This window comes from Nocardiopsis sp. MG754419, from assembly GCF_018207095.1.
In the GTDB taxonomy this organism is placed as follows: Bacteria; Actinomycetota; Actinomycetes; order Streptosporangiales; family Streptosporangiaceae; genus Nocardiopsis.
This window is the reverse complement of record NZ_QOCZ01000028.1, coordinates 40,656-47,137: the sequence shown is the minus strand read 5'-3', so window position 1 is coordinate 47,137 and position 6,482 is coordinate 40,656. Positions and strand designations below refer to the sequence as shown.

General features: G+C 70.1%; 7 protein-coding genes. 3 read left to right on the top strand and 4 right to left on the bottom strand.

Translation table 11 applies throughout. The annotated features are described in order from the left end of the window. Positions 1 to 233: 233 nt before the first annotated feature. Positions 234 to 1,298 (top strand): trypsin-like peptidase domain-containing protein, encoded by a 1,065-nt coding sequence (locus DSY14_RS08410; RefSeq protein WP_211715917.1) that lies wholly within the window; start codon positions 234 to 236, stop codon positions 1,296 to 1,298. 92 nt (positions 1,299 to 1,390) lie between these two features. On the opposite strand, the gene DSY14_RS08405 is transcribed toward DSY14_RS08410, so the two are convergent. Together DSY14_RS08405 and DSY14_RS08400 are read right to left on the bottom strand one after the other, a co-directional pair. Next, entirely contained in the window at positions 1,391 to 1,576 is a 186-nt protein-coding gene (locus DSY14_RS08405; protein WP_211715913.1) for a DUF397 domain-containing protein, read from the bottom strand. Continuing rightward, positions 1,569 to 2,381, bottom strand: a complete 813-nt coding sequence (locus DSY14_RS08400) for a helix-turn-helix transcriptional regulator (RefSeq protein WP_211715912.1) — start codon at positions 2,379 to 2,381, stop codon at positions 1,569 to 1,571. The genes DSY14_RS08405 and DSY14_RS08400 overlap by 8 nt, the downstream gene beginning before the upstream one ends. A gap of 340 nt (positions 2,382 to 2,721) precedes the next feature. Here DSY14_RS08400 and DSY14_RS08395 point away from each other — a divergent pair, with 340 nt between their 5' ends. Further along, on the top strand, positions 2,722 to 3,075 hold the full coding sequence (locus DSY14_RS08395) for an ATP-binding protein (protein ID WP_211715911.1): 354 nt from the start codon (positions 2,722 to 2,724) through the stop codon (positions 3,073 to 3,075). Between the two features lie 167 nt (positions 3,076 to 3,242). Here DSY14_RS08395 and DSY14_RS08390 read toward each other — a convergent pair whose 3' ends face one another. Then, complete coding sequence (locus DSY14_RS08390; protein WP_211715910.1) at positions 3,243 to 4,382, bottom strand: Mrp/NBP35 family ATP-binding protein; 1,140 nt, start codon at positions 4,380 to 4,382, stop codon at positions 3,243 to 3,245. Positions 4,383 to 4,783: 401 nt separating this feature from the next. Here DSY14_RS08390 and DSY14_RS08385 point away from each other — a divergent pair, with 401 nt between their 5' ends. Next, on the top strand, positions 4,784 to 5,794 hold the full coding sequence (locus DSY14_RS08385) for a CPBP family intramembrane glutamic endopeptidase (protein ID WP_307851165.1): 1,011 nt from the start codon (positions 4,784 to 4,786) through the stop codon (positions 5,792 to 5,794). Between the two features lie 82 nt (positions 5,795 to 5,876). Here DSY14_RS08385 and DSY14_RS08380 read toward each other — a convergent pair whose 3' ends face one another. Continuing rightward, the gene (locus DSY14_RS08380) at positions 5,877 to 6,398 is read right to left on the bottom strand and encodes a GtrA family protein (protein WP_211715908.1); all 522 of its coding nucleotides are present in this window, start codon (positions 6,396 to 6,398) and stop codon (positions 5,877 to 5,879) included. Positions 6,399 to 6,482: the final 84 nt, after the last annotated feature.

Here is a 6,482-nt window from a genome sequence, read left to right as displayed (position 1 = left end):
CTGCGGGCGGGCCCCTCCCGAACCCCGGTCGGCCCCAGGGCCAAGGCCAGGGGCCCGGGTGGTACCAGAACCCCGGTGTGACGACGGGGCACCCCCAGAGCGTCGGCGGGCCGCAGGCCTCCGCCGGTACCGGACACTTCGCGGTGCCCCCGGGCGCCCCGCAGCAGGCGTACCCGGCCGCCGAACCCCGGCGCACCAAGCGCGGGGTCCCCGCGTGGATGGCGCTGAGCGGCATGCTCGCGGCCGCCCTGATCGCCGGCGGCGCCGGTGGCGCGGTCGGCACGATGGTCACCTCCGCCGGCGGCTCGGCAGGGGCGGACCACCCCGACCAGCAGGGGCCGGACATCAACGAACCACCTCCCGAGGCGCCCGAGCGCGACCCGGAATCGGTGGCCGGTGTGGCCCAGCGGGTCAGCCCCAGCGTGGTGTCGCTGCGCAGTGCCGACCCGAGGATCGCCGGCGGCGGGTCCGGGTTCGTCATCGAGGGCGACTACGTGGTCACCAACGACCACGTCTCCTCCGAGCTGGAGGGGGAGGGGATCATCATCGAGTACAGCGACGGCAGTAGCAGCGGCGCGGAGGTAGTGGGCTCCGACCCCAGCTCCGACCTGTCGGTCCTCGAACTGGACGAGCCCAGTGAGGTCGACGCCCTGGAGTTCGGTGACTCCGAGGAGGCGATCGTCGGAGACGAGGTCATCGCGATCGGTGCCCCGCTCGGTCTGGCGGGCACCGTCACCCAGGGCATCATCAGCGCGCTGGACCGCCCGGTGAGCCCGGACGGCGGCGACACCCAGTTCTTCGCGATCCAGACGGACGCGGCGATCAACCCCGGCAACTCCGGCGGTCCGCTGGTCGACCTCCAGGGGCGCGTCATCGGGGTGAACTCGATGATCTACAGCATGGGCGGCGGTCCGTTCGGCGACCAACCGGTCGGCAGCATCGGCCTGGGCTTCGCGATCCCCTCCACCGAGGCGGAGACGGTCATCAACCGGATGATCGACCATGGCGAGGAGTCCACGGCCTACGCCGACCTGGGGGTCGCCTACGACCACGAGAGCACGGTCGTGGGCGCGGCGATCGCCGACGATCCGGACGCCGTCGAGGCCGGCGGGGCCGCCGACCAGGCCGGCCTGGAGCCCGGGGACGTCATCGTGTCCTTCGACGGGCGCCGGGTCAACTCCGGTGGTGAGCTGCAGGCCATGGTGCGCGACAAGAGCCCCGGCGACGAGGTCGAGGTCGAATACGAGCGCGACGGAGAGCGCGCCGAGGTGACGGTGACGTTGGGGCCGGACGAGTAAGGAGCACGCCCCCGGCTCCGGGTCTGCCGGTCTTGGGAACACCCCCGTGACTCACAAGGCGGTGCCCGGGCCGGGGGCGTTCTTCGGCGGGGTCAGCGCCGGGGTGCGAGCGTCTCCAGTAGTGCGGTCCACTCGAAGGCCCCGACCTCCAGATGGCCGTGGTCCCGGTGCCGGGTGTCCCTGATGCCGGTGACGCCGCCCTCGCTCACCTCGACACAGTCGCCCCGGGCACCGCTGTGGCTGGACGTGTGCCACGCACCGGTCGAACGGTCATTCACTGAGGCCTCCTAAGGCTTTCGCTATCAGGTCACGGGAGGCCACAGGGGGCACCGCCCACGTCTGCAGCTCCCCGTACACGGCCACCAGGCGGGTGACCGTGCCGCCGTTGAGCAGTTCCCCGCCCGAGGCGTGTTCCACCTCGACCACCGTGGCCCGGTCCTTGAACGACAGCAGACGAAAAGGACCCGAGGAACCTCCGTGGAAGGGGGTGCTCAGGGGTAGTACGAGGATCCTCACGACGCCGCCGGCGTCGAGTTCCAGAAGGTGCTCCAACTGCTCCCGCATGACGGCCGGTGAACCGACCACGGTGCGGATGACCGCTTCGGAGATGATCGAGAGCAGCCGGGGGTCGTTCTTCGCCCGGAGGGTCTCCAACCGGTCGACCCGCAGGTCGACCAGGCGCTGCACCTCCTCCTCCGAGTCCAGGGGGCCGCCGTCACGGAAGACCCGGTAGGCGTACCCCCGGGTCTGGAGGGGGCCGGGGACCAGGAGCGGGCTCCACATCTTGATCTCGGTCGCCTGCTCCTCGCCGTTGACGACGCGGCGGTGCCAGTCGGGGTCGAGTTCGGAGCGCTTGGCGTCCTCCCAACTGCGGACGAGTTCGCCGTCGGAGTGAAGAACGTTTTCGGCCTTGTCGATGAATGATCTTTTCGGGGATCGGTAAGCATTCTCGTACTTACTGATGGTCGATGATCCATATCCGGTCAGAGTGGACATGGTGTCGATCGTGATGCCGCGCTGGCCGCGAAGCCTGCGGAGATGCTTCCCGAAAGAGGTCCACGCGGGTTGGGGGGTCTCGGGCATGTACAGAACTTTACAGGTCCGCCCGGCGTCCGTGTGCTCTTCCGGTTGAATTGTCGTCGCAATCTGTAAAGCCGTTGAATGCGTCGGAATCCGCACGCACTATGGGAAACCCTGGCACACGAGGTCCGTGCGCGTGGCCGGTGGTCACGAGGGCGCACTGAGGGCCGATGCGGCGCATCCGGGACTCCGCCCCACCGCGAACTCCAAGGTGCAGGTGAGGCGAATGCGGAATATCGTCCCGGAATCCCGGGTCGCAGAGGTGCGATACCCGAGAAGAATAAGATTCGCAGATCAGAGCAAAACAGGCATTGTGCTCGGTGCTGAACAAGAATACCGGCCATTGATCACGTGGTGCCTGCGCGCCCTTCCCGGGATGGACGGACACCGGCTGGCCAAGGTCGCCCTCGCGCTCGTCCGCAACGCCCACCACCACTCCCGCTCGGGCGAGCCCGGAGGCACCGTCCGCGTCGTCCTCGATAGAGGCCGGGCCTGGCTCCCTCACCTGCTGGTCATCGACGACGGGCCGCCGGACCCGCCCCACCTCACCTATCCGCGGTTGGAGCGGGTCTCCGCGCACAGTGGTCTCGCCCTCGTCGAACGGCTCACCGTCTACTGGGACTGGAGCTGGCGCTGGAACGGCGCCGCGGTGCGGCCTCTCACTGTCCACGCGGTCCTGGAGTCCCAGGACCGTTGAGCGCGGCGCCGCACCCGACGGTCCCGGTCCGACTCCGGACACACGGCGGCCCCCCGGTCGGGTGACCGGGGGGCCGTACGTCCGTCCTCCACCGGATCCGGAGGTCGTCGACCACCGGGGCGCCCGCACACCGGCCGAAGCGCGGCGCAGACCCCCGGCGAGAACCTCTAGCGACCGGCGGGGGAGATGCCCAGCTGCATCCCGGCCAGCCCACGCGGCTTGGCGACCAACTTCTCGGCGATCGTGGTGATCACCTGGCCGGCCTCCGAGTCGGGCGTGGTCAGGACCAGTGGCCGACCCTCGTCGCCGCCTTCGCGCAGACGGGTGTCCAGCGGCACCTGACCCAGCAGCGGGATCTCCGCGCCGAGGGTCTTGGTGAGGGCGTCGGCGACCTTCTGGCCACCGCCCTGACCGAACAGGTACACCGGCTCGGCGTCCGGGGTGGGCTGGTAGTACGACATGTTCTCGATGACACCGGCGATGCGCTGGTGCGTCTGCGCGGTGATGGCACCGGCGCGTTCGGCGACCTCGGCGGCGGCCTGCTGCGGGGTGGTGACCACCAGAAGCTCGGCGCCGGGCAGCATCTGCGCGACGGAGATCGCGATGTCGCCGGTCCCCGGCGGCAGGTCCATCAGCAGGACGTCCAGGTCGCCCCAGAAGACGTCGGAGAGGAACTGCTGGAGGGCGCGGTGCAGCATGGGTCCGCGCCACACGACCGGGGTGTTGCCCTCGGTGAACATGCCCACCGAGATGACCTTGATGCCGTGTGCCGTGGGCGGGAGGATCATGTCCTCCACCTTGGTCGGGAAGTCCGACGCGCCCAGCATGCGCGGCACGGAGTGCCCGTAGATGTCGGCGTCGACCACACCGACCTTGTGGCCCTCGGCGGCGAGCGCCGCGGCCAGGTTGACGGTGACGGAGGACTTGCCGACGCCGCCCTTGCCGGAGGCGACGGCGTAGACCTTGGTGAGCGAACTGGGCTTGGCGAAGGGGATCTCCTTCTCGGCCTGCCCGCCGCGCAGCTTGGTCTGGAGGTCCTTACGCTGCTCCTCGCTCATCACGTCGAGTTCGACCTTGACGGAGGTGACACCGGCGACCTTGGTCACCGCTTCCGTCACGTCCTTCTCGATGCGACCCTTCATCGGGCAACCGGCCACCGTGAGATAGATGCCGACGCCCACGGCACCGTCGTCGGCGATGTCGACGCTCTTGACCATGCCGAGGTCGGTGATGGGACGGTGGATCTCCGGGTCTTGCACCGTGGCGAGGGCTGCTTGTACCTGCTCGGTGGTTGGTGTGGAGGACATGTGCCCAATCGTAGGTCAGAGGACGGGGTGTGAGACCTGATGGTGTCGCCCCCAGGTCCACTCGGTTCAACAGGCGGGCGGCGCCCCGCTATTCCGATGGCGGCGCGGTTCGGTTTCGGGTGGATTCGTACTGTGATCAGGTGATAACGGCGTGGCCTTAACGCAGGCAATACACGGCCGGATAGTAGTCTCGGCGCACCATGGGAAATGTGCCGCCACCGCCTGGTTCGTCCTGGCCCGCCGCGCCCGAAGGGCCGGAGGGGCGGGCTTCCGGTGGCCTCGAACAGCCCCAGGAACAGACCTGGGCGTGGCCTCCCGGGGGTGCGAGGCAGACCCCGCCCGGAGGGCATCCGGCGTTGACTCCGGCCCCTTCCGTGTGGGCCTGGCCGCCGCCGCGCCCGGTGCGCACGAACGAGTTCGCCCGCTCGGAGATCCCCGAGGGTGAGTCCTATCACAGGCTGGCCCACACGCCACTGTATCGCTGGTGGGTGCCGCTGCTGGCGGTGACGGTGTTCGCGGTGCTGCTGTTCTTCCTGTGGGTCGGAGTGATGGTCGTGATGACCATCGTCGCCATCCTGGGCGGCAGTGGCCTGGCGCTGGACTCGGTCCGGCTGGGGGAGGTCGCCGGGCTCGCCTTCGGGCTGGCGTCGATAGCCCTGCTCACACCCCTGGCGTTCTTCGTGACCCGGGTGGTGCAGTGGCGCCGGACCGGCTCGCTGGTCTCGGTGACCGGCCGCGTGCGCTGGCGCTGGTTGGGCGGCTGCCTGCTGATCGCCCTGGCGCTGGCGTTACTGTGCGCACTCCTGGTGCCGTTGTTGCCCGGCGCCGCCGCGGCCACGGCCGCGGTCGAGGCCGAACCCGCCGGGACCCGCGGTGGGATCCAGGTCCTGCTCGCGGCCATGACGGTCATCGTCCTGCTGGTGCCGTTGCAGTCGGCGGCCGAGGAACTGACCATGCGCGGGCTCGTGATGCAGCTCGTGGGGTCCCTGGGCTCGTCCGACGGCCGGAGCGCCTTCTCCCGCGTGATGCGATCGCCGTGGCCGGCGATCCTGGCCGGGGGCACGCTGTTCGCCGCCCTGTTCGGCGCCACCCATCCCGGCCAGCTGTGGACCACGGCGTCCCTGGTGGTGTTGGGTCTGGGCATGGCGTGGGTGACCTGGCGGACCGGCGGACTGGAGGCCGCGATCGGCCTGCACATGGTCAACAGCCTGTTCCAGTTCACGCGATGCGTGCTGGAGGGACGGCTCTCGGAGGTGGGCACCGGGATCGTCCTCGGTGCCGGGCTGCCGATGGGCACCGACACACCGCTCACGCTCGTCGTCACCACGGTCCAGGTCGGGCTGTACACCTTCCTGGTCGCGCGCGTCGCCTCCCGCAGGGGCGTGCTGCGCCGCAGTCCTGTGCGTTCCTGACGGAGCGTGTCCGGACCCCGCACCACGCCGCGTCCGGTCACCCGAGGACCCGTCCCGACCGTGGCCCCGCGACGCCCCCGGATCAGGTGTTGCCGCTGTGCTCGGGCCGATCGACCGGATCGGTGACGGTGTCCTCCGATCGGGCCGGGGCGTGTTCCTCGCCCTCGTCCGGCCGGGTCGGAAAGACCCACGCCCGGTAGGAGAAGAACCGGAACAGCGTCCCCAGACCCACCCCCACGACGTTGCCGGCGATGTTGCTCGCCAGACGTCCCTCCAGGCCCAGCACGTACACGGCGAAGCCCAGACAGCCCACCTGGATGAGCATGCCCACCCCGTTCATGACCAGGAAGAGGAAGGTCTCCCGGCCGTAGCCGGTCCGGGCCCGGTCCGCGAAGGTCCAGAAGCGGTTCCCGACGAACGCCACCGCGATCGCGCAGGAGGCGCCGATCATCTGACCGACCAGCAGGGACACGTCGGTGACGGCCCACACGAGGTTGGTGACGGCCACCTGCACCACGTAGGCGACGGCCCCCACGGAACCGAACTTGCCCACCTCGGCGGCGAGCCCGGCGACGCGGGGGTGCCGGGCGAGGAACTCGCGCACGGGATGCGCCTCCAGTCCTGAGGGGGTGCGGCCGGGCGGGGGAGCGGGCCTCGGGTGGCCGGCCCGCACGCCCTAGACTCTAGC

Excerpts from the sequence above, each read along its gene's own strand:
- DSY14_RS08410 (WP_211715917.1), top strand. The coding sequence starts at position 234 with ATGCTCGCGGCCGCCCTGATCGCCGGCGGCGCCGGTGGCGCGGTCGGC.
- DSY14_RS08390 (WP_211715910.1), bottom strand. The coding sequence starts at position 4,382 with ATGTCCTCCACACCAACCACCGAGCAGGTACAAGCAGCCCTCGCCACG.
- DSY14_RS08400 (WP_211715912.1), bottom strand. The coding sequence starts at position 2,381 with ATGCCCGAGACCCCCCAACCCGCGTGGACCTCTTTCGGGAAGCATCTC.